16 protein-coding genes and 1 pseudogene are annotated in these 21279 nt (G+C 71.2%); 11 read left to right on the top strand and 6 right to left on the bottom strand.

Annotation, left to right across the window (positions count from 1 at the left end; all coding sequences use genetic code 11):
• Window positions 1–8 precede the first annotated feature (8 nt).
• From DDP54_RS09825 to DDP54_RS09840, 4 genes and pseudogenes are all read left to right on the top strand, one after another.
• Entirely contained in the window at window positions 9–800 is a 792-nt protein-coding gene (locus tag DDP54_RS09825) for an IS3 family transposase (RefSeq protein ID WP_109131576.1), read from the top strand.
• Window positions 801–962: 162 nt separating this feature from the next.
• Window positions 963–2036, top strand: coding sequence for an IS30 family transposase (locus DDP54_RS09830; protein ID WP_242448329.1), 1074 nt, complete (start codon window positions 963–965; stop codon window positions 2034–2036).
• A 306-nt stretch (window positions 2037–2342) separates the two neighbouring features.
• Window positions 2343–3392, top strand: a pseudogene (locus tag DDP54_RS09835) (IS110 family transposase); the annotation flags it as partial.
• Between the two features lie 457 nt (window positions 3393–3849).
• Window positions 3850–4515 (top strand): hypothetical protein, encoded by a 666-nt coding sequence (locus DDP54_RS09840; RefSeq protein ID WP_109131578.1) that lies wholly within the window; start codon window positions 3850–3852, stop codon window positions 4513–4515.
• Between the two features lie 185 nt (window positions 4516–4700).
• Here the strand turns inward: DDP54_RS09840 and DDP54_RS09845 are convergent, their stop codons facing one another.
• Window positions 4701–6431, bottom strand: coding sequence for a hypothetical protein (locus DDP54_RS09845; protein WP_109131579.1), 1731 nt, complete (start codon window positions 6429–6431; stop codon window positions 4701–4703).
• A 423-nt stretch (window positions 6432–6854) separates the two neighbouring features.
• On the opposite strand from DDP54_RS09845, the gene DDP54_RS09850 reads away from it, so the two are divergent.
• The 5 genes from DDP54_RS09850 (at window position 6855) to DDP54_RS09870 (ending at window position 10060) form a co-directional block, all read left to right on the top strand.
• Window positions 6855–7427, top strand: coding sequence for a hypothetical protein (locus DDP54_RS09850; protein WP_109131580.1), 573 nt, complete (start codon window positions 6855–6857; stop codon window positions 7425–7427).
• A 68-nt stretch (window positions 7428–7495) separates the two neighbouring features.
• Window positions 7496–7774, top strand: a complete 279-nt coding sequence (locus tag DDP54_RS09855; protein ID WP_109131581.1) for a hypothetical protein — start codon at window positions 7496–7498, stop codon at window positions 7772–7774.
• Between the two features lie 55 nt (window positions 7775–7829).
• Window positions 7830–8216, top strand: a complete 387-nt coding sequence (locus DDP54_RS09860) for a DUF1304 domain-containing protein (protein WP_109131582.1) — start codon at window positions 7830–7832, stop codon at window positions 8214–8216.
• Window positions 8213–8923 carry a maleylpyruvate isomerase family mycothiol-dependent enzyme gene (locus DDP54_RS09865; protein WP_109131583.1) on the top strand — a complete coding sequence of 237 codons (711 nt, stop codon included), beginning with the start codon at window positions 8213–8215 and terminating at the stop codon, window positions 8921–8923. The genes DDP54_RS09860 and DDP54_RS09865 overlap by 4 nt, the downstream gene beginning before the upstream one ends.
• Window positions 8924–9103: 180 nt before the next feature.
• Complete coding sequence (locus DDP54_RS09870) at window positions 9104–10060, top strand: plastocyanin/azurin family copper-binding protein (RefSeq protein ID WP_109131584.1); 957 nt, start codon at window positions 9104–9106, stop codon at window positions 10058–10060.
• Window positions 10061–10218: 158 nt separating this feature from the next.
• On the opposite strand, the gene DDP54_RS09875 is transcribed toward DDP54_RS09870, so the two are convergent.
• The 3 genes from DDP54_RS09875 to DDP54_RS09885 all read right to left on the bottom strand — a co-directional run bounded on the left by DDP54_RS09875 (window position 10219) and on the right by DDP54_RS09885 (window position 13365).
• The gene (locus tag DDP54_RS09875; protein WP_109131585.1) at window positions 10219–11064 is read right to left on the bottom strand and encodes a MarP family serine protease; all 846 of its coding nucleotides are present in this window, start codon (window positions 11062–11064) and stop codon (window positions 10219–10221) included.
• Entirely contained in the window at window positions 11025–11387 is a 363-nt protein-coding gene (locus tag DDP54_RS09880; RefSeq protein ID WP_109131586.1) for a CvpA family protein, read from the bottom strand. The genes DDP54_RS09875 and DDP54_RS09880 overlap by 40 nt, the downstream gene beginning before the upstream one ends.
• Window positions 11388–11484: 97 nt before the next feature.
• Entirely contained in the window at window positions 11485–13365 is a 1881-nt protein-coding gene (locus DDP54_RS09885; protein WP_158274500.1) for a PKD domain-containing protein, read from the bottom strand.
• A gap of 257 nt (window positions 13366–13622) precedes the next feature.
• On the opposite strand from DDP54_RS09885, the gene DDP54_RS09890 reads away from it, so the two are divergent.
• Window positions 13623–15206 (top strand): DUF4173 domain-containing protein, encoded by a 1584-nt coding sequence (locus DDP54_RS09890; protein WP_109131588.1) that lies wholly within the window; start codon window positions 13623–13625, stop codon window positions 15204–15206.
• A gap of 1 nt (window position 15207) precedes the next feature.
• Here the strand turns inward: DDP54_RS09890 and DDP54_RS09895 are convergent, their stop codons facing one another.
• Window positions 15208–16245 (bottom strand): class I fructose-bisphosphate aldolase, encoded by a 1038-nt coding sequence (locus DDP54_RS09895; protein WP_199798126.1) that lies wholly within the window; start codon window positions 16243–16245, stop codon window positions 15208–15210.
• Window positions 16246–16569: 324 nt separating this feature from the next.
• On the opposite strand from DDP54_RS09895, the gene DDP54_RS09900 reads away from it, so the two are divergent.
• Window positions 16570–17889 (top strand): glycoside hydrolase family 6 protein, encoded by a 1320-nt coding sequence (locus DDP54_RS09900; RefSeq protein WP_109131589.1) that lies wholly within the window; start codon window positions 16570–16572, stop codon window positions 17887–17889.
• Window positions 17890–18055: 166 nt separating this feature from the next.
• On the opposite strand, the gene DDP54_RS18845 is transcribed toward DDP54_RS09900, so the two are convergent.
• Entirely contained in the window at window positions 18056–21031 is a 2976-nt protein-coding gene (locus DDP54_RS18845) for a LuxR family transcriptional regulator (protein ID WP_277949591.1), read from the bottom strand.
• Window positions 21032–21279 lie beyond the last annotated feature (248 nt).

Consider the following 21279-nt stretch of genomic DNA (forward strand, 5'->3'; position numbering starts at 1 on the left):
TCTGAGCACTGACCCGCACGGTGTCGAGAAACTCCACCACTCAGCGGGACGTCACCCGGATCGCCGCGGTGCACGCCACCGACAGTGCGTGCGGGGCGCCGCGGATCACCGCCGAGCTCAACGACGGCGCCGGCGAGCAGGAGCGTGTCAACCACAAGCGCGTCGCCCGGGTGATGCGCGCCCATCACATCGCCGGGATCCGGCTGCGCCGACGGGTGCGCACCACCGTGCCCGACCCGGACGGCCAGCTGGTCCCGGACCTGCTCGAGCGTGACTTCACGGCCCACGCACCGAACACGAAGTACGTCGGGGACATCACCTACCTGCCCTGCGGGGCCGGGCAGTTCCTCTACCTGGCCACCGTGATCGACTGCTACTCCCGGCGCCTGGTCGGCTGGTCGATCGCCGACCACATGCGCACCGACCTGGTCGCCGACGCCCTGCGCGCAGCCGCCCGAGAACGCGGGTCGCTGGCCGGGGCGATCTTTCACAGCGACCACGGCGGTCAGTACGTCGCCAAGGACTACACCGCGCTCTGCGAGCGGCTGGGCGTGACCCGCTCCATGGGCGCCGTGGGGACCTCGGCGGACAACGCAATGGCCGAGTCCTTCAACGCCTCCCTCAAGCGCGAGACCCTCGCCGGCTCCCACGGGTGGCCCGACGCGACCACCGCACGTCGGGTCGTGTTCGCGTGGATCACCCGCTACAACACCCGCCGCCGCCACTCCTACTGCGACTACCTCAGCCCCATCACCTACGAGAACACCCACTACGCAGCTACGCTGGCCACCGCCGCGTGAAACCCACCGCGTGTCCACCACCGGGGGTCAAGCCCCCACTCCTGGTAGTTGAGGGGTGTGGATGAGATGGGTCGACGAGGTCGCAAGCGGCAGCTCGATGTCGAGACTCGGTACTGGGCGCTGTTGGCGTCAGGGGCCGGAACCGTGGAGGCGTGTCGGCGGGTGGGGATCACCCGCAAGACGGGATACCGATGGCGAGCTGAGCGCGGCGGCGTGCCGCCGGGCCGGCTCGAGGACGCGGCCCGCTCGCACCGGTACCTGTCGTTGCTCGAACGTCAGCGGATCGCGACGCTGAGGGGTCAGGGGCTGGGGGTGCGGGAGATCGCGCGGCGCCTGGACCGGGCGCCCTCGACGGTCAGCCGGGAGCTGGTCCGCAACATGCTCCGCCACGATGGCGACCGTTACGACGGGGACCTGGCTCATGCCCGTGCTCGTGACCGGACGCGGCGCCCGCGAGGCAGTCGGCTGCTCGCTGACGGCGAGCTCGCGCAGGTCGTCCAGGACAAGCTGAAGCTTGAGTGGAGCCCGCAACAGATCGCCGCGCACTTGCGTCTGACCTACCCCGACCGACCGGCGTGGCATGTGTGCCACGAGACGATCTACCAGGCTCTCTACAACGGCAGCAGCGGCCTGAGCAGGACGTTGACCCGCCGGCTGCGGACCGGTCGCCCGTTGCGCAAGCGCCGACGGCGCCCCGACCGGCGCAAGATCCGGTTCGTGGTCCCCTCGGTCTTGATCGAGCACCGCCCGGCGATCGTGGCCGAACGGGCCCGGGTCGGGGACTGGGAAGGGGACCTGATCGTGGGCCGGATGAGCCGCTCGGCGATCGGAACGCTGGTGGACAGAACCACCCGCTACGTGCGCCTGGTGCACCTCCCGCACGGACACAACGCCGACCAGTTGGTCACTGGCATGCTCACGACCCTGGGTGACCTGCCCGAACACGTGCGCAGGACGTTGACGTGGGACCAGGGCTCGGAGATGGCCCGCCACGACCTGCTCGCCGACCACTTCACGGACGGCATCTACTTCGCCGAACCAGGCAGCCCCTGGCAGCGTGGCACCAACGAGAACACCAACGGCCTGCTGCGCCAGTACTTCCCCAAGGGCACCGACCTCAACATCTACGACGCCCAGGCCCTGCGAGACGTCGAAGAGCGCCTGAACAATCGGCCCCGCAGAACCCTCGGATGGAAGGCCCCGATCGACGTCTTCACCCCCGCACTGGCACGATGAACACCGTCAACGTTGCGACGATGACTCGAATCCGCCCCAGAATCCGCCCAGCACCAGGGGGTCAATATTCGCCCGGCGTTGACGTTGATGATGAAGGTGCCTCGTCGGCGGGTGTGACCCTGGCTTTGACTGGCACTCCGTCGGGTTGCCTTGGACGTGATCTGTCCACCCGTCGACGAGGTTCGTCCAGGCGCCGCGCCCGGGATGGGCATGACTTCATACGAGCTTGACGAAGAGTCCCATCAACGTCTTGTCTGCCCGACCCGGGTTCGGTGCGCTCCTGCGGCAGGAAGGCGCTGCACCATCATGACGGTCCTGATCGACCCGTTCACTGCTTCAACCGCGATCACGGTGGTCGCGGGTGTCGACACTCACGCCGCAACCCACCACGTGTCGGTCCTCAACGCAGCCACGGGGGCTGTGCTCGGCGACCGGCAGGTGACGGCCACCGACGACGGCTACCGGCAACTGTTGGAGTTCGTCATCTCGTTCGGCGACGTGGTCCGCATCGGGGTGGAAGGCACGAGCTCCTACGGCGCCGGCGTGGCCCGCTACCTGCGCGGGGTAGGCATCGAGGTCGCCGAGGTGATCCGTCCCAAGCGTGCCATGCGGCGGCGGGGCAAGTCCGACCCGATCGACGCCCTGGCCGCTGCCCGGCAGGTCCTCGCCGGCGAGGCGCTGCCCATCCCGAAAGACGGCGACGGGCTCGTGGAGCAAGTCCGTGTCCTGCTCGCCGTGCGACGCTCGGCGGTCAAGGCCCGCACCGCCTTGCTGCGGCAGGTCAAGTCGCTACTGGTCACCGCACCCGAGCCGGTCCGCACCCGGTGGTCGGCCATCACGGGCAACGAGGACCTGATGGCCACCCTGGCAGCCACACGCCCCGGGCCCGCGATCACCAGCGTGCAAGCCGCGACCGGTCAGGGACTACGACACCTCGCCCGCCGCTACCAGCACCTGGCCGCGGAGATCGACGAGCTCGAGCAGGACCTCGCCGCCCTCGTCGACTCCGCCAACCCCGCGCTACGCGCCGCATTCGGGATCGGGACCGTCACCGCGGCGCAGCTGCTGGTCACCGCCGGCGACAACCCCGAACGATTGCGCAGCGAGGCCGCGTTCGCCGCACTATGCGGCACCGCGCCCATCCCCGCCTCCTCGGGCAAGACCAACCGCCACCGCCTCAACCGCGGCGGCGACCGGCAAGCCAACGCCGCCCTGCACCAGATCGCGCTCGTACGCATGACGACCGACCCCGGAACGGGCCTCTACGCCGCGCGCCGCCGCGCCGAGGGAAAGACCGGCCGCGAGATCATGCGCTGCCTCAAACGCTCGATCGCCCGGCAGGTCTGGCACCTACTCGTTCACCCCGACCCCGTGCCCGACGCACGTCAATTCCGCGCCGCGCGCCAGCAGCTCCGCCTCACCCTCACCGACATCGCAACACGACTGGGCACCTGCCCCGCCCGGATCTCCGAACTCGAACGCGGCATCCGCCCGAACGCCCAACTCGCCACCGCCTACCAACAGCTCCTCGCGACCGTTTGACACAGATAGGAGCATCACGGCTCTCTCAAACCCGAGCACGTCCAGGTCGTTCAGTAGCCCGTTGGTGCGTATCGCTTCTGCCCGACCGGAGGCACCCCGAACCGACCGGACCGAAGTCAGATCGGCTGGACGATCGCCGGGCTCGAGGTGATCCCCGTGCAGAAGGAAATCGACCAGATCCACAACCCGTCCGCCCGCACAGTCGCTATGACTGCGAGTGTTCGCTCGAAGTTGCGCTGGACGGGCTCGTCGTCGTGGCATCCTCGCGCCTATGAGTGACGACGACTACATGGGCGTCCCGACCAGCATTCAGCTCGAGATCGGAAAAGTCGTTGTTGTCGGGACCCGCCTCGAAGACCTCGCCTACCGCATCAGCGAAGGTGCGCTGGGCTTTCCTGACGCCCGCAAGCCGTCCGCCACTCAGGCGCTCGACCGCATCAAGGACGATGTGCGCGCAAAGGGTGTCCCCCCGTGGTCGCTGGGCCGAGCGTCGGCACTCGCCATCGACGGTTGGGTCTCCACAGCCAAATCGGCCTTGAACGAGAGGCACCGTATCGCACATTCGACGCACTACCGTATCCGTCGGCATGATCGCTGGGTCGACGAGTTCAAGCGAAATGACGGCAAGGAAGTCGGACGCGTCACGAAACTCGCGGGCGTGGTCCGCACTCGGCGTGCACTCGAGCGCGCCTACAAGGAAGGCCTCGACATACAGGCCAGCCTGTCTCCACAGATCAAGCCAGGCGTGCACGTGATCCTCTGGGGACCCGACGCGGGATCAACGCTTGTGAACGGCGACGTCGCGACCGCAGCCACAGCGGAGGAAACTGCCGCTTGGGAGTTGTCGTTCAATGCGGTCTTTGGCCACCTCTTGACGACGGACCATCACGGCAATACTGCGGACACGAGTACGGGCACGCCCGCCGCCGCCACCTGAAGGCTGACTCCGGCAGATCGGGAGACGCGTCGAACGCCGCCCCATATCAGAAGCAGCATGGACCGAGCTCACCGGCGAACCGACAACCCACCGGAAGTCCGAAGAGCCGCCGTGCGATCTACTTCGCGGCAAGAGGGATGTCAGACCTATCAGTGCGCCGAGCTAAGGGTTTCAACTCAGCCGGCTTACGATGCCGGTTCAGCAACAATGGCAGCGATTGCTGGGTGCTCGTCGAAGCCAGGGATTTCGAGCGGCGAGGGCACCAACGGTGCAGTGTCGTCGGTCCACCGGTCAGATACAAACGACCGAAACGGAGTCTGATCGACGGGCTCGAGGTGAAGGACGAAGCCTGCGCCTGCGCCGGAACGCAACTGGTCGAGGGCGTCGGAACCGTTGGCTGCGCGAACGCGCGGATGGAAGACCTTGACGCCAGGGAGGCTGATCTGGGTGCCGTCCAGTTCGAAACCGAAAGCCCCGTCGATGATGAGGATCCCCTCGGGCTCGGTGAGGAACGTTTCGATGTCTTTGTCGTGTGTGCCCGTGAGCGTGGCCTGTGCTGACGACATTCCCGGAACTAGCACGCAGCGACCATCGAGAAGCAGTCGAACGGAACGGATCCTTATGCGCTGCTCACCAGTCAGCTCCATCGGCATGCGAAGGTCCAGATCGAGCTCTCGTTCGATCACCACCAGGTCATCCGCGACCTGCTGCCAGTACGCGTCGCCCTCAGCAACGTAGGTGCCGTCGTTGACAGTGAAACGGAGCACCCTTCGACCATTGAGTGCAAGGTCGAAGCGTGCGCGCGATTCGATCCTGTGAAGAAGGCGGAACGCTCGAAGCGTGTCTCGTGGGCCCGCGTCGAACGGTCCTCGAGCGACGTTGACGCGCCCACCAGCGCTCGCGTCCGTGGGTAGCTTGAACGTGAGCTGGATGCCACCAGGAACGCTAATCAGCAGCGCACTGCCCGACGTCCCGACGCCGCCTCCGGTGACAGTGCCTCGCCACGACGAGACAACCCGATTGTTGTCTCCGATCTCCCGCAGTTCAACGTCGAGCTGTTCCATTGCCTGGCGCGGGTTGTGGAGCTCGATCGACACGTCCCTCGCGTACTCGGCTGCGAACCACTCCGGCCCGGTCAACTTCAGGGAGGCAACTGCGTCAGACGGCAGCGCAACTTTCTTGCCCAGGCCATAGCCGAAGAAGTCGTCGAGTTGCTTGCGAGTGTCCGGGTGAAGCGCTGCCGGGTCGGCCACGAGTTCGACCAGAAGCGGCTCGAGTTCAGCTGCCTGGGGATGCTTCGCGTGCAGCACCGATGTCACGTTCGGGCCGTCAATGGTGACAGCCGTACCCCAGTACGCGCTGCGCCCATCGATTCGAGTCCCGAATGCCGAAGCTTGCTTGTGAAGGTCGGAGGGAGTCGCGAGTGCCGCACTCGCCATGCCCACGGACTTCAGCGCGTCGAGAAGCGGCTCGCGCGTGAACGCTTGCTGCAGGTCGTCCCATTTGCTGATCTCGTGGTCGAGCTCAACTCGCCCCATCGCCGCGGTGACAATGCGGTCGTTCTTTGCGAGCCCTCGAACGTATCGGCGTTCCTGCGCTGTGAGGTTTCCTGGGGTCACCAGCGTCCACCTCGTTGGCCTGAGCATCGCGGCCCTGATGTAGGACTTTCGGACTTGCTCGCGGCGCTGCCTGTGACCACCCGACATGCCTTCGGGGAAGAACTTCAACTGGTAGACGTGGCTCAGCGCGGCATCGACGTAGACGCCGATGTCAATCCCGCCGTCGCCGCCGCGTCCGTCAAGCGCTTCAACGCGGACCCCTGGCGAGTCTCGGTGCATCCGGTAGATCAATAGCTCAACGAGCCGATCGAACTTCGGCTGGTCAAGCCCCTTCCAATCGAGCAAGCCCTGGTCCACTGCGCCCTCCTCGCTGCAGGGTACGACCCGCATTCCAGTTGGAGGTGAGGACTCGCGGCGCGGCCCCTCAGGCTGGGCGGCGAGTGATGCGTCGCGGGGTCTCGCGCCTGGTCTGATTCCGCGGAACGGAATACCCGGACGAGTTGCGTGCCCGGGCGATGCGGCTGGTCAGCGAGACGATGGTCGAGGATCGGTCGCTGACGCTGAGCCTGGCGGTGATCCGGATTGGCTCGCAGGTGAGGAGTCGTGCCGGGCGGGATGTCGGCATCGATTCGAGCCTGGCGGCAGGCACGAGGACGGCGGCGGCCGCGACGACCGAGGCGTTGTGGGCCGACGTCCGGGAGTTCAAGCGTGCGGGCGAGATCCCTTTGGCTGCCAAGAGCTTCGCGTCGTTGGCGCCGATCTGGCCAGTATCGTCAGCACATGCAACTTGCCGACCTCCAGAACCGTGTCCGCATCGCGCTGACGACCACGATCGTCAACGAGTGGTCCCTGCTCAGCCTGGCTGCGGGCACGAGCCGCCCCAGCGAGCGGGCCGTGGCGTTCCACCTGGGCTGGTACCTGCGACCGATGGTCGAGGAGACCTGGGACATCGACTGCGAGTACAACCGGTCGGGCATGCACCTCGAGGAGTCGGTGCGGCTCGTGGACGACGAGGGTCGGCGCATCCCGGACCTGATCGTCCACCACCGGGGCAAGCTCGGTCCCGAGCACAACCTGCTGCTGCTCGAGCTCGCGACCGACCGCGCGGACGTGGACGTGGACAAGGCGGCCGCCGGCGACTTCGGTCGCGCACGAGCTCTGCAGGCGCGCTTCGGGTACCAGTACGCGGCGGTGCTCGACCTGCGGATCGGGGCTGCCGGCGCCGTGCAGCCCGTCACCCCGCACTGGCAGTGGGCGGAGCACGACGGCGGTCCGGTCGACGCGGGCGACGTCTACGAGCCGGACGTGCTCGCGGAGATCATCGGGCGCGCCGAGAAGAGCCTGCCGCGGTGACTCGACCCGCTCAGCGCGGCGGGTCTGCAACCTCTACCGAACAGGTCCCGGCCGCCGATGTACCAGTCATGAGAACGCTCACACAGGCGGGTAGCAACCCGCTCGCCGTCGACCGCGACGACTCGCGCGACGCCGCCCAGAAGGCTGCGCTGCTGCGGGCACGGGTGCGCGACACGACGGTGCGCCTGAGCCTGGCGATGTTCCGGGCCCGCGGCTACGCCGAGGTGTGGGGGATGGAGGCGGAAGCCCTCGTCTGGGAGGCGAACGCCGACAGCATCCGCGCCGACCTGGCCGAGCTGAACGGCCAGCTGGCTGCCCTCGAGGTCGGGCACGGACTGGCTGCCTGACGGGTCGGCCGCGCAGGGGGCGCCGACCCCGGTCCATCCGCGACATACTGCCCGGATGCTCATCGCAGCCGTTGTCCTCGCTGTCCTCGCCGGTCTCCTGCACGCGTGGATCTTCGTCATGGAGTCGGTGCTGTTCGACCGTCCGTCGATCCACGCGCGCTTCGCGGTCCGCAGCCAGGACGTCCCGGTCGTCCGCCCATGGGCGTACAACCAGGGCTTCTACAACCTGTTCCTCGGCATCGTCGCGCTCATCGGCGCCGTCGTCGCGGCGACCGGGCAGCACGGGGTCGGCCTCGCGCTCGTGCTGGCATCGTGCGGGTCGATGCTCGCGGCGGCACTTGTTCTCGTCGCTTCGGAGCGCTCCATGGCGCGGGCCGCCGCGACCCAGGGGACGCTGCCGCTGCTCGCTGTCGTCGCCGCCGTCGCGGCTCTGCTCGCATGAGCACCACGCCCGACGCTCGCCTGGACCACCTGGCGGACCTCGTCGTCGTCCAGGACATGTTCCTGGCCACGATCGGTGACGTCGACCCGGCTACCCCCGTCCCGTGGTGCGGTGACTGGCGCGTGCGCGACCTCGTCGAGCACCTCGCGCGGGTCCACCACTGGGCGGCCGCGAAGGCCCGCAGCACACGGGAGAAGCCGCTCGGGCAGGGGCCCTTCGTGCTCGAGGACCTCTACCGCGCGTGCGCCACCGAGCTGCGGGACACGCTCGTCGAGCTCGGGCCGGACGCGATCGGGTCGACGTTGCTGGGCCGGGGCCCGGCGTCGTTCTGGCGGCGACGCCAGCTGCACGAGACGCTCGTGCACCTCTGGGACCTGCGCACGGCCGGCGGCCTCGGGCTCGACGTGCGGCCCGAGGTGTGGGCGGACACCGTCGACGAGGTCGTGACCGTGATGCAGCCGCGTCAGGTGAGCAGGGGGCGCATGCCGCGCCTGCCGTCGGCGATCGAGCTCACGGCGTCCGACGCCGATCGCACGTGGCGGCTCGACACCGCCGACGACGGCCCGGCGGTCGTCCACGTGCGCGCGCCCGCGTCCGTCCTGGCCCTGATCCTGTGGCGCCGCAGGTCACCGGACGACGGGGGCGTCGAGATCGTGGGGGACGACGCGGTCCTGCGCGCAGCGCTGGCCGAGCCGATCACGCCCTGACTGTCGCGCCCTGACCTGTGACCTTCGCCGATAGATGGCGGGGTTCTGCCGTTGTTGACGAATCTACCCAAAGCGGTATGAAGCGCCTACCTTGAAGCAGTGGGACACCCGCGGGTGATTGACACGAGAACCCACCGCGGCCGCGACCGCGACCGCGGACTCCCCGCCAAGGAGCACGACATGCACCGGAAATCCCTGTTGCGTCGGCTGGCACTGGCCGTCGTCTCCGTCACAGCACTGGCCGTTCCCGTCGCCCTGGGATCTAGCGCCTCGGCAGCGATCGAAGGCCCTCTTACCTGGCAGGTCCGCGTCGGCGCCGAGTCGCCTGACATGGCCGTCACCGCGATGAGGTTCTTGCCGAAGGAGGTCTGGGTCGACGTCGGCGACACCGTCCACTGGACTGCGGCAAGCGCCGAGCCGCACACCGTCACGTTCCTCGCGCCGGGAACCTCACTCCCCGAGTTCAACCCGTTCGACCCGTCGCAGACGATGCCTCAGGGCCCCTCGAGCTACGACGGCACCGCGTACACGAACTCCGGGATCATCGCCACCCAGCCGATCTTCGTCTTCACCGACCCGGCGTCCAGCTACGACGTGACCTTCACGGCGACCGGCGACTTCACGTACTACTGCCTGCTGCACGGCGTGATGATGACCGGCGTCGTGCACGTCCGCGCGGCCGGTACTGCCTACCCGTACACCCAGCAGGACTACAACCGGGCCGGCAACCACGAGGCCGCGGCAGCGCTCTTCGCCGGACGCACCGCCTATCACCAGGCCAAGCTGGCGTACGCCACCACCGGCTCACAGGTACTGGTCGGGATCGACGGAGAAGGCTTCGGGGTCTCCCGGTTCGTCCGTGACAACGTCGTCGTGCACGTGGGAGAGACTGTGTCGTTCTCCACCGCCGGGCCCGGCGCGCCGCACACAGTCACGTTCGGCGAGGAGCCGCCCGGACTCGCTGTCCTCGCTCCGTCCGGCGACCCGACCCACTACGGCGGCGGCGACCTCAACAGCGGGGTGCTTGCTCCCGGGGTCCCGTTCACCGTGACCTTCACCGCCGCTGGCACGTACCACTACATCTGCGCCATCCACGACGACATGGGGATGGTGGGCGACGTCGTCGTCGTCCCCTGAACCCTGCACCGAGGTTCAGCCCACCCGGCTCACGCCCGGGTGGGCTTGATCTCGGCGAGCCGGCCCAAGAGCCCCGGTTGCAGAGGTCCAGCACTGACCCGAGGGTCGCTCCTCGTGGTCACCGCCATCACCCTGACCGCTGCGCGGCGGCGCCAGGCTCACTCGGTGCTGCAGGCTCCGGTCGGGACAGCGGCCGTGAGCGATTTTGCCGCGTCGACCTCGGCCGCCACCTCGTTCCAGACGAGCGCGTAGCCGACCGCGTCCTGGTTGACGGACTTCGCGAAGACGATGCCCCCGACGCGCCCGTCGGCGGTGATCAGCGGTCCACCGGAGTTGCCCGGCTGGATGTTGGCGCTGAGCTGGTAGACGGCCCGGCTGACCGAGCCCTGGCCGTAGATGTTCTGGCCCACCGCGGTCATGGAGTCCATCACGACGGCGTCGTCCACGCGCAGCGGTCCGCCGCCGGGGTATCCGACGACGGCGCCCCGGGTGCCCGGCGCGAGCGTGTCCGGGTCGGTGGCGAGCGCGGGGACCTCGAGGGTCGGCACGGTGAGCACGGCCAGGTCCTCGTCGGGGTCGAAGAGGACGACGGTCGCGTCGTGCTGCCCGGCGGCGTCGACGACGGTGGGCTGACGCACCCCGGCGACGACGTGCGCGTTGGTGACGACGACGCCCGGCGCGATCACGACACCGGACCCCTCGACCTCCCCGCCGCATCCGGGCCCGACGAGCTGGACCACCGACTTCTCTGCGGTCGCCAGGACGGCGGCATCGACCGGGCCACTGGGCGTGACCGGCGTCGGGCTCGGTTCGCCGCCGAGGAACACGTTCGGAAAACCGTTGGGGCTGATGATGCCCTTGAGGCGGGAGACGAGGTCAGGCGGCGTCGGCAGGGCCGAGTTGAGCGCGCGGATGATCGGCGACGCCTGGACCTGCCGGCCGATCCCGCCCGCCTCGACGGTGGTCAGCCCCGACGCGAGCAGCCACGCGAGGAACAGGACCATGGCGGCCTGCAGCGCCGCCCCAGGGTCCTGGTGACCGGACCCAGGTGCAGCCGGTCGCTGGCCCGGTCGAACCGGCGCGCCGCGACGCTCCCGATGGCGCCGCCGATCAGCGAGAGCGCGAGCGTGGCGAGCACCGCGGAGACCACCTTGCCGACCGGTGCGTCGATCGAGCGCATCACGAGCGGGGCGACGACCCGCACGCCGAGAAGGAAGCCGGCGACGTACCCGGCGGTCGGGAGCACGATCCGCCCGAGGCCCGCGCGGTACCCGTGGACGGCGGCGAGCAGCATCAGGACGACGATGACCACGGTGACGACGTTCATGCCCGGATCCCGGCGCGAGGGAGGGGGCGCGGCGGGCGACGGTCACGATCACGCGGTCAGCGTACGGGTGGGGGCTGGGGTCGGCAGGTCGGCGGGTTCAGCCGGCCGTCGTCGTGAAGGTCGCCGTCGGCCCGTACGTCGTGCCCTGCGAGTTCGACGCGACCCAGCGGTAGCGGTACGTGGTCTGTCCCGTCAGTCCGGTGAGCGTGAAGCGGACGGTCACCGCGGACGTCCCCGCCGCGACCGCTGCCTTGGCGGTGCTCTGGCCCAGCGCGGACGTCGGGCCCCACTCGACCCACGTGGTCGTGGCGAGCCGGTGCGGGTCCACGCCCGCACTGAGGACCGCACCCGTCGCGGTGAGGCCGGTGACGTTGCTCCAGCTCAGGCTCGGGGCGCCGACGGTCCCGGCGGACCTGGCCAGCACGGTGGTCCCCGCGGCGGTCGTCGCCGTGACGCGCCAGTAGTAACGGGTGCCCGACGCGAGCCCGGAGGCGGTGTAGCTGAGCTGCTGGGCCGACGTCGTCGCGGCGAGGTCGTAGCTCGGGCTCCTGCTGCCGTATGCCGTCGTCGTGCCCCACTCGAACCGGACGGTGCCGGGCAGGTCCGAGGGGTTCACCCAGGCGTACAGGCCCATCGACGTGGTGGTCACGTCCCGCTCGGAGCCTGTCACCACCGGGGCCGGCGCGGCCGTGACGGTGCGGGTGTCCGACGCGGTGTCGCCCGTCGCGTCGGTCACGAGGAGCCGTGCGGTGAAGATGCCGGCCGCGTAGGTGTGGGCGATCGCACCGGGCGGCTGCCCCTGCCCGGACGTGGACGTGCCGTCACCGAGGTCGAGGGTCCAGCTGGTCACCCCGGTGGCCGTACGGGAGCTGCTGCCGGTGCTGCGCGACGCGTCGAACGCGACGGTCAGCGGGACGCCACCCACGCTGGTCGACGGCGTCAGGAGGGCGCTCGCCCGGCCGTGCGCGGCGGCGGTGTCCCCGGCGTCCACGAACCCCTGGAGGGCGGCGGGGGTCGAGTCCACCCGCCAGGCGCAGCTGCCGGTCGCATGGAACGCCGAGACCGCCTTGAGCTCCGGCCAGGACGTCGACATCGCCAGCGTCTCCCGGTACCAGTCCGCCCTGCGGCCAGGATCGGCCGGGTCTTCGACTGAACCCCACTCGGCGAGCATCAACGGCTTGCCGTGCGACTGGGCCCACGTGCGGAACGGCCCTGCAGCCTGGGCCATGGACTGCCACGCGGTGGGCACCGACGGGGCGCACCCATACCAGTTGTAGGGGTCCAGGGCGAGCCAGTCGACGACGTCGTCCCCCGGGTAGAAGTCGCCCGCCGGGGTGTGCGCGGTCTCGGCGAAGCCGGTCGGGGTCATCACCCAGGTCCAGGCCACGTTCGTGACCCCCTGCTGCCGGAACACCTCGACGTAGTGCCGCCACGCACCGCGGTACTCGGCCGGAGTGCCGTAGCCGGTCGCCATGTCCGGCTCGTGCTGGAACACGAGGAACACGGGCACGCCGAGGGCGGCGACCGCAGCGGCCTGCTCACGGATCCGGGCGTCCTGGTCACCGGCGGCGATCGATGCCCACGACAGCTTCGTGCCGTCCTCCTTCTTCGGGGTGATCGAGAGCACCGGGGTGCGGTCGCGTGCGACCGACCGCAGCACGGCGTCCGGCATCAGGGGCGTGTCCCACCGGACGTAGAACCGGACCAGGTCGAGCTTGCGGCCGATCTGCTGCTCGAACGCGCTCACCGAGGTCTCGACCTCAGTCGTCGAGTCCTGCTTCGCGACGAACGCGCCGAACAGCAGGCCGCTCGGCGGGGTCAGCTGCTCGGAGGCGGTGGGAGGGTGAGACGCGCTGGTCGCTGCGGTCGCCGGCGTCGGGGCTGTCACGAAGGCGATCGCGGCGAGCGCTGCGACGAGGACGACGGCGGGGACGTCCAGGGCGGTGTGGAGAGCTGCGGCAGCTCGGGTGCGTCTCATGGCTCCGGGGCATCCGATCGGACGGGCCGGACCGCGGACGGTTCCGGGTGGTGCGGGCATCGGCGGGCCACGGTTCGTCCTGCTGCAGGAGTCTGCCGTGGCAGCCGTCCTATCGGCCACCGGTGGCTCCCCATGATGCGCCTGGTGCACGCGGTCGCCGCCGCCAGCACGGCACGCGCACTCCCGCGCACAGAACCTGCACGGGACCCGTCGGCAGGTCGGCCACGCGCCGCACGGGTCACTCCTAGGTTTGCCCCATGACCGATCCGCTCGTCCCCGCCTCCCCACGACCCGCCTCGCCCCTGCCCGGCGCGAGGACGCCCGGCACGACGGCCCCCGCCACGACGACGCTGTCACCTGCGGTGACGGCGGCACCGCCCGGCCGGATCGGTCGCCCGCTCACGGAGTTCTGGTCGGCGTCGCGGCAGCCGGCGTCGAGCGGCACGCTCCTGGTCTGTGCGGCCGTCGGCGTCGTGGGTGCGGTCCTCCTGGTCGACCACCGGCTCGGGCTCGGCGCGGCACTCGTGGGGCTCGCGGTCTGGGCAGCGGCCGCGCCGGTGCTCGTCCGGCGGCGAGCGGTGGGAGACCTCGTGACCGCCGGGCTGTCGGTCGCCCTTGTCGCGGTGGTCGCCGTCCGCGATGCGAGCTGGGTCGCGGCGTTGTGCCTGCTGACCGCGATCCTCGTCGGAGCAGTCGCGGCGACGTCGGCACGGTCTGCGCCCGCAGTCGTCCTCAGTGCGCTCAGCTGGGCGGCGGGCGCGTTTCGCACCCTGCCGTGGATCACGGGCGGGGCCGCGACGCTCGTCGGCTCACGTCGGGGCCGGGTGCTCGCGGTGCTGCGCAGCGTCGCGGTGACCGTCGTCCTGCTCGTGGTCTTCGGGATGCTGTTCGCGAGTGCCGACACCGTGTTCGCGAGCTACGTGCCCCGGGTCGACCTCGGTCTGCTGCCGGGCCAGGTGGTCGTCGGAGTCCTCGTGGCACTCGTGGCGGCGACGCTCGCCGACCTCGCCGTCGCCCCGCCGGGGTGGTCGGACGCCGAGCTGCCCCCGGGCCGGCCCGCACCGCGCGGCGAGTGGCTGCTGCCCGTGCTGGCGCTCGACGCCCTGGTGCTGGCCTTCGTGCTTGTGCAGGTCGGAGCCCTGCTCGGTGGCCACCGCCACGTCCTGGAGACCGCCGGCCTGAGCTACGCCGAGTACGCGCGGCAGGGGTTCGCCCAGCTCGTCGCCGTCACCGCGCTGACGCTCGTGGTCGTCGCCGTGGCCGCCCGCCGTGCGCCCCGCGCCTCCGAACGGGACCGGCTCGTCTCCCGGATCGCGCTGGGGGTGCTGTGCGTGGCCACGCTCGGGGTCGTGGCCTCCGCGCTGCGGCGCATGAGCCTGTACATGGACGCGTTCGGTCTGACCCGACTGCGGCTGTTCGTGGTGGTGGTCGAGGTGGTGCTCGCCGTCGTCCTCGTGCTGGTGCTGGTGGCGGGGGTGCGCTGGCGCGGCCGGTGGCTGCCGCGTGTCGTCGTCCAGGTGGTCGCCGTGGCGATGCTCGGGCTGGCGCTCGTGAACCCGGACGCGCTCATCGTCCGGTACAACGCTGCTGCCGAGCGCGACGCCTCGCTCGTCGTCGGGCTCGACGTCCAGTACCTGCAGGGGCTCTCGGCCGATGCGGTGCCGGAGATCGCCCGGCTGGACGAGCCGCTGCGGTCGTGCGTGCTGCAGCACGTCGCCGTCGAGGCGTCCGACGGCGTGGCGGAGTGGAACCTCGGCCGCGCGCGCGCCGCACAGGTGATGGGCACCGCGGACCTGACAGCAGGAACGGCCTGCGCCGACTACGCCAGCACGCGTCAGTGACCTAGACGGTCACCCCCTCCATGTCCGCGGTGTAGGTCCCGTGGCGCGCGGCGCCGTTGAGGCGGGCGCGGTGGACCAGCGCGGCCTGGGCGGCGTCGCGGTTGACGTCGTCGCCCGCCCACGCCTTGAGGACCGGGGCCTGCAGCGCACGACCGAACGAGAAGCTCAGCTCCCACGGCTGGGGCGCGCGCCGGTTGAGCGCGTCCAGACGCGAGGTCGCCTGCTCGTCGGTCTGGCCACCTGAGAGGAGCACGATGCCGGGCACCGCGGCGGGCACGGCCTCGCGGAGCACGGCGATCGTCGCGTCCGCGATCTCGTCGTCGCTCACCTGGACCGGGCAGTCCTTGCCGGGGAGCACCATGTTGGGCTTCAGCAGGGTCGCCTCGAGGACGACGCGGTGGCGGGCGAGCTCGGCGTACACGGCGCGGAGCGTCGTCACGGTGACCTCGGCGCAGCGGGCGAGGTCGTGCGGCCCGTCCATGAGCACCTCGGGCTCGACGATGGGCACGAGGCCGGCCTCCTGCGCGAGTGCGGCGTACCGGGCCAGCGCGTGGGCGTGCGCCTCGATGCACGTCGCCGTCGGGCGCCCGTCGCCGATGTGGATGACCGCACGCCACTTGGTGAACCGTGCGCCCAGCGCGACGTACTGGGTCAGCCGGTCCCGCAGACCGTCGAGCCCCTCGGTGATCACCTCGTCAGGGAACCCGGCGAGCGGCTTCGTCCCGCCGTCGACCTTGATGCCCGGGATCACACCCTGGCGGCGCAGGACCTCGGCGAACGGGGTGCCGTCGGCGGCCGTCTGGCGCAGGGTCTCGTCGAAGAGGATCACGCCACTGATCGCGTCACCGATCCCCGGGGTCGTGAACAGGATCTCGCGGTACGCCCGGCGCTTCTGCTCGGTCGACTCGACGCCGATCCCGGCGAGCCGCTTCGCGATCGTCGGTGCGCTCTCGTCAGCGGCGAGGATCCCCTTGCCGGGTGCGACCAGCGCGTGCGCCGTCTGGGTCATCGCGTCGAGGTCCATCGCGTCGAGAGTCATGGTGCGCTCACCTTCTCGGCTCGCCTCTGACCTCCGACCAGCGGGCCTGGTGAGGCCGGCGAGTGGCGTTGGTCCCAGTCTGTCCTCTTCTGAGTGCCGACGCACCGACAGCCGCCCGACGGGGTCGGACGGCTGTCGAGGCCCCCGGTGCGGGTAGCGCCTCAGCATTTCAAGGCAGCGAGGTCGGACCATGGGACGGGCTTCGTAATCATTGACAGATCGGACACCGCCGACGACTGTGGAGAGCGCTCGACCCCGGGGGTTGCACCCATGGGAGCGCTCCCAGAAACAGCTGGTCCGACTACGACGATGTAGGAGACACCGATGCGTTTCACACTCAACCGCGGGACCGCCGTGCTGGCCGCGGCCGCCCTCGCGCTGACCGCCGGCGCCACGACGGCGATGGCCGGCTCCTCAGGTCATCACCACCCGAGCCCGACCACCAGCTTCTACGTGCCCAAGGCACCCGACGGCTCCCGGCAGCAGATCGCCGAGCTGCTGTCGCAGGGCGACCGGGCCGACGCGAAGCTGCTGAAGAAGATGGTGAGCACCCCGCAGGCCGTGTGGTTCACCGGCGGCACCCCCCGGCAGGTCGCGCGCGACGTCAAGGAGGTCGTGCGCAAGGCGGCTGCGACCAGGTCGATCCCGACGCTCGTGGCCTACAACCTGCCGTACCGCGACTGCGGGCAGTACTCCGTGGGCGGCGCGGCGGGCACCGCGGCCTACGAGGCGTGGATCGAGGCCTTCGCGGGCGCGCTCGGACGCAGCGAGGCCATCGTCATCCTCGAGCCGGACGGCCTCGGCCTGATCCCCAACTACGTCAGCGCCCTCGACGGGTCCTCGAACTGCACGCTCCCGATCGACCCGGCGCTCCCGGCCGGGGACGCTGCGACGCCCGAGAACCGCTTCACGCAGCTCAACGTCGCGGTCGACGCGCTCGCGGAGCACCCGCGTACGTCGGTGTACCTGGACGCCACGCACACCGCCTGGCAGAACGTCGGCGAGTCCGCCGACCGCCTCGTCAAGGCCGGGGTCCAGCGGGCCGACGGGTTCTTCGTGAACCTCTCGAACTACCAGTACACGCCGAACCTGGCCCAGTACGGCACGTGGGTGTCGCAGTGCCTCGCCTACGCCACCGAGGTCGCGCCGGGTGACTACAACGGCTGCCCGAACCAGTACTGGAACGGCGGACCGACCAACAACTGGAACGGCGTCGCGCTGAACAACTTCGGGGTGTGGAGCGACACCGCCACCTCCGCCGACCTCGACACGTCGAGCATCAACGCCCGGTACGCGGGGATGCTCGGGACGGTCCAGCCGACCGCCCACTTCGTGATCGACACGAGCCGTAACGGCCAGGGTCCGTGGAAGCCCACGGCGTCCTACCCGGACGCGCAGGACTGGTGCAACCCGCCCGGGCGCGGCCTCGGCGAGACCCCCGCGGCCGACCCCGTCGCGACCAACCCGCTCCTCGACGCCTACCTGTGGGTCAAGACGCCCGGGCGGTCCGACGGGCAGTGCACGCGCGGCACGGGCGGCACGACGGACCCTGAGTGGGGCGGCATCGTGGACCCGGCGGCCGGGGCCTGGTTCCCCCAGCAGGCCCTCGAGCTCGCGCAGCTCGCGGTCCCGCCGCTGAGCTGACCCTGGGCCGGCACCGGGCGGTGGGCCGACACCGTCCGGTGGGCTGACGCCAACCGGACGACGACGACGGCGCCGGTCGCGGATCCCCGCGGTCGACGCCGTCGTCGGTCCGATGCGTGTCGATCGCCCGGTGGGGCGCAACTATGGCCCGGTGCCTGTCGACGGCTCAGTGCGTGTCGACAGCCCGGCCCGCGTCGGTCGAGAGCAGCCCGCGGCGGTGCGCGATCGCCACCGCCTCGGTGCGCCCCGAGGCGCCCAGCTTGGTCAGGACGTTCGAGATGTGGACGCTGACGGTCTTGCCGCTGATGTACAGCTGCTCGCCGATCTGCCGGTTCGTGAGGCCCTGGGCCACGAGCGCGAGGACCTCCGCCTCCCGACCCGTCAGGGTGTCGACGGCCGGCGCGCGCGCACCCGGCAGGTCGAGGCGGCCGCGTCGGGCGAGCGCGAGGATCGCGGCGGTCAGCGGGCCGGCACCCATGTCCGTCGCGGCGTCGAGCGCGATCTGCGCGTGCGCTGTCGCGAGGTCGCGGTCGCCGGCCTCGAGCAGCGCCTGCGCCCACCGCCACCGCGAGCGCGTCTCCTCGTAGCGGTAGCCGTACTCGAACGCCTGCGTCGCGTGCGCCCAGAGCGACGGGTCGTCCACGCCGATCAGGCGGCTGTGCTCGGCGTGCGCACGGGCGAGCCAGGCAAGCCCCTCCGGCCCGAGGCGCCCGCCGCGCGGGCGGCCCTTCTCGGCAGTGGTGACGGCGCGGGACAGCAGCTCGGAGCCGAGGGCGACCTTCGCGGCGGCGCTGCGCCCGACGAGGCGGTCGACCTGGGCGCCGTCCGCCAGCGCGGAGATCGCGAGCGCCGCGATCCAGATGCCACCCAGGAAGAAGTCGGACCACACGCGCCCGAGGTGGTCGATGAGCTCGACCGCGAGCTCGACCGCGTCGTCGAGGTCGCCCTGCCACGCGAGCGCGTCGACCGTGCAGCCTCCCGAGATGAGCGCGATCTGACCGTCGCGGTGCCAGGCGGGGCGCAGCGCACGGCCTCGGGCGATCGCGTCGGCGTCACCGCGCGCGACCGCTGCATAGAGCTCGACGCTGGTCAGCGAGGCGGTCGCACCCTCAGGGGCTGGGTCGGCCGCGCGCCGGGGTGCCGACAGGTCGCCGTGCATGTAGCGGATGAGCTCGCCGAAGACCCGCAGCTCGACCCCGAACACGCTCCACGTGAGCCCTGCGGCTGCGGCCCGGCGCGCCCCGACCGTCACCAGCTCGGCTGCGGCGGCGAGGTCGCCCGCGTAGTACCGGGTCGCGATGAGGTTGTACGTGCACCGCAGCTCGGTGACGATGTCACCCGCCTCGCGGGCCCGGTCGCGGGCCTTCTCGAGGAGGTCGGCGGCGTGCTCGGCGTCGTCCACCACGAGGACGGCGAGGGTCGTGAGGGCGTCCGCCTCCGCACCGGCCGCGGCGGCCGCGCGGGCGACCTCGATCGCGGCCGTCGCGGCACTGGCCGCCTCGTCGTCGCGGTCGAGGTTGAGCGCCGCCCGCGCGTGCGTCGCGAGGGCCCAGGCGCGGTCGCCCGACGGCCGGTCCGCGCGCAGCACGGTCAGCGCCTGGGCGGTCTCCTCGAGCGCGTCGTGGACCCGCTCCTCGCCCATGAGGTGGCGTGCGAGGGCGGTCCGCAGCGGCGCCTGGCGGTGCGGGTCGTCCGCAGCGGCGGCGACGGCCTCGCGGGACAGCAGCACTGCGCGCGCGACCTCGCCGGCCCTGCTCGCCGCCCCCGCGGCGGCGGTCAGGACGTCGATGCGGTCCTGGCCGAGCTCGTCGGCAGCGTGGGGCACCGCGTCCCACACCTGCAGCACCGTCTCGAGGTGCCGCAGCTCCTCGGCGGGGGCGAGCACCTGGGCGGCGTCGTGCGCCGCGGTGGCCGACGCGCGCAGCGCAGCAGGCAGGTCATGGCCGCGCAGCGCGTGCAGCGCGAGCCTCGAGGCAGGCCCGAGGCTCGGGTCGGCACTCAGCACCGCGGCGTAGCGCCGGTGCAGCGCGACCTGCTCCCCGGGCAGCAGGTCGGCGTAGACCGCCTCGGCGAGCAAGGCGTGCCGGAACACGATCCGGCCGTCCTCACCGGCGAGGACGTGGTGGGCCACGGCGTCGCGCAGCGCGGCGTCGAACCCCTCGGCGGCGTCGGGCGGGGGACCGACGTGCCCGCCGTGCGAGGGGTCGTCGTGATCAGCCGCGACGACGGCTCGCAGCAGCGGCTCGGCCACGCGCCTCCCGGCGACCGACGCCAGCTGGGCGAGGCGTTGCACCGCCGGGTCGAGCAGCTCGAGGCGTGCCCTCAGGATGTCGCCGAGAGTGCCGGGCAGCGCGTCGGTGTCGGCGCCCGCCTCGAGCAGCTCCTCCGCGAAGTACGCGTTTCCCTCGGAGCGCTCGGCGACGCGGCGCAGGGCGGGCTCGGGCAGCGGGCTGCCCAAGACCGCCGTGGTGAACGTGCGCAGCTCGTCGTCGGTGAACGGCGGGAGGTCGAGGAGCTCGACGTTGGGGTGCCGGGCCATCTCGGCGATCATCGGGCGCAACGGGTGGCGCCGGTGCATCTCGTCGGTGCGGTAGCTCGCGACGAGCAGGACGTGCTCGTCGCGCATCCGGGCGACCAGGAAGCGCAGCACGTCGCGGCTCGACGAGTCGGCCCAGTGGAGATCCTCGAGCACGAGCATCAGCGGTGCCCCGGGCCGCCCGGCGGCCGTCAGGACCGCGCCGATCCCGTCGAAGAGCTGAAGCCGGTTCGCCCCGTCCTCGACGTCGACGGGCTCGTCGGCCGCCGCCGAGGGCAGCAGACGCCCGAGCGCCGGACGCCCCGCGACGACGCGCTCCACGACGTCGCCGCCGATGGTGCGCAGCTGGCCGAGCGCCTCGGCGAAGGGCAGGTACGGCAGCCCGATCTCGCCGAGGTCCACGCAGTGCCCGGTGACGACCGTCGCGCCCGACCGCGCCGCGAGCGCGGCGGCGCGGTGCAGGAGGCGGGTCTTGCCGACCCCGGCGTCGGCCCCGAGCAGGATCACCCCTGGTCGGCCGGCCGAGGCTCGTTCGAGCGCGCCTGTGAGCTGCGCGATCTGCCTCTCGCGCGCGACGAACGGTGTGGTCATCGCCCTGCGGGCCATGCCCCCGATTGTGGCACTGCCCACTGACGACGTGGTGCGCGCGGGCGCGACGAACGCCGGTCGGTCACCTCGGCGGTGCTCCGCCGCACGGCGACGGCGGGTTCGACGACGACGTCGGCCACCCGTCCCGTGTCGTCGTAGCGCACCCACCCGGCCGGTGCCTCGCCCCGACGCGGCCGACGCCACGCGGTGCGTGCGCGCTCTGCGCGGTAGGCGACCTCGGCATCGAGCCCTGGGCCCCACATCAT

The organism is Cellulomonas sp. WB94, from assembly GCF_003115775.1.
Lineage (GTDB): Bacteria > Actinomycetota > Actinomycetes > Actinomycetales > Cellulomonadaceae > Cellulomonas_A.

Excerpts from the sequence above, each read along its gene's own strand:
- DDP54_RS09840 (WP_109131578.1), top strand. The coding sequence starts at position 3,850 with ATGAGTGACGACGACTACATGGGCGTCCCGACCAGCATTCAGCTCGAG.
- DDP54_RS09850 (WP_109131580.1), top strand. The coding sequence starts at position 6,855 with ATGCAACTTGCCGACCTCCAGAACCGTGTCCGCATCGCGCTGACGACC.
- DDP54_RS09855 (WP_109131581.1), top strand. The coding sequence starts at position 7,496 with ATGAGAACGCTCACACAGGCGGGTAGCAACCCGCTCGCCGTCGACCGC.
- DDP54_RS09860 (WP_109131582.1), top strand. The coding sequence starts at position 7,830 with ATGCTCATCGCAGCCGTTGTCCTCGCTGTCCTCGCCGGTCTCCTGCAC.
- DDP54_RS09865 (WP_109131583.1), top strand. The coding sequence starts at position 8,213 with ATGAGCACCACGCCCGACGCTCGCCTGGACCACCTGGCGGACCTCGTC.
- DDP54_RS09870 (WP_109131584.1), top strand. The coding sequence starts at position 9,104 with ATGCACCGGAAATCCCTGTTGCGTCGGCTGGCACTGGCCGTCGTCTCC.
- DDP54_RS09875 (WP_109131585.1), bottom strand. The coding sequence starts at position 11,064 with ATGGTCCTGTTCCTCGCGTGGCTGCTCGCGTCGGGGCTGACCACCGTC.
- DDP54_RS09880 (WP_109131586.1), bottom strand. The coding sequence starts at position 11,387 with ATGAACGTCGTCACCGTGGTCATCGTCGTCCTGATGCTGCTCGCCGCC.
- DDP54_RS09885 (WP_158274500.1), bottom strand. The coding sequence starts at position 13,365 with ATGAGACGCACCCGAGCTGCCGCAGCTCTCCACACCGCCCTGGACGTC.
- DDP54_RS09890 (WP_109131588.1), top strand. The coding sequence starts at position 13,623 with ATGACCGATCCGCTCGTCCCCGCCTCCCCACGACCCGCCTCGCCCCTG.
- DDP54_RS09895 (WP_199798126.1), bottom strand. The coding sequence starts at position 16,245 with ATGACTCTCGACGCGATGGACCTCGACGCGATGACCCAGACGGCGCAC.
- DDP54_RS09900 (WP_109131589.1), top strand. The coding sequence starts at position 16,570 with ATGCGTTTCACACTCAACCGCGGGACCGCCGTGCTGGCCGCGGCCGCC.
- DDP54_RS18845 (WP_277949591.1), bottom strand. The coding sequence starts at position 21,031 with ATGGCCCGCAGGGCGATGACCACACCGTTCGTCGCGCGCGAGAGGCAG.